Here is a 546-nt window from a genome sequence, read left to right as displayed (position 1 = left end):
CCGGTACATTCCCATAGCCTGAGCCCCAGACCCATACACTGCCGTCACCTTTCAGTGCCAAGCTGTGGCTTGTCCCTGCTGCGACCGCTATCACGCCGCTCGTCAGGCCGCTCACCGCTACCGGTGTGCTCCGCTGTGTGGTGCTGTTATCTCCAAGTTGTCCATACATATTAGCTCCCCAGGCCCATACGCTACCGTCATTCTTCAATGCCAGCGTATGCTGGTTGCTGCCGCTTACCGATACTATTCCACTTAAGCCCGGCACCACCGCCCTGGTGGTCCGGATCACGGAGGTCGAGCTTCCGTCTCCAAGCTGACCGGTGCTGTTGCTTCCCCAGGCCTGTACCTGTCCGTCGCCACCCACCATCACGCTTGTTCCCCAGCCGCCTGCCAATACGGTATTCGGCATAACGCTCGTAATGCTCATCCATTGAGCGTCCGACCATTCCGACCAGAGCGCTCCATCTGTTACTTTGACCCGTACCTGCAGCTTTTGTCCTGCCGGAAGGGCGGTACCTACGGTCCAGCTGTTGCTGGCAAGCGTGG

Annotated in this window: 1 protein-coding gene; it reads right to left on the bottom strand. The window is 59.3% G+C overall.

Annotated features, from left to right (window positions below; genetic code table 11):
• Window positions 1-546: RCC1 domain-containing protein (locus KIH86_RS02850; protein WP_407672234.1), on the bottom strand; the 546-nt coding region annotated here is incomplete at both ends.

Origin of the sequence: Paenibacillus sinensis (genome assembly GCF_019904155.1) — a bacterium.
GTDB classification, from domain to species: Bacteria; Bacillota; Bacilli; order Paenibacillales; family Paenibacillaceae; genus Paenibacillus_AQ; species Paenibacillus_AQ sinensis.
This window is presented reverse-complemented; position numbering and strand designations above follow the sequence as displayed.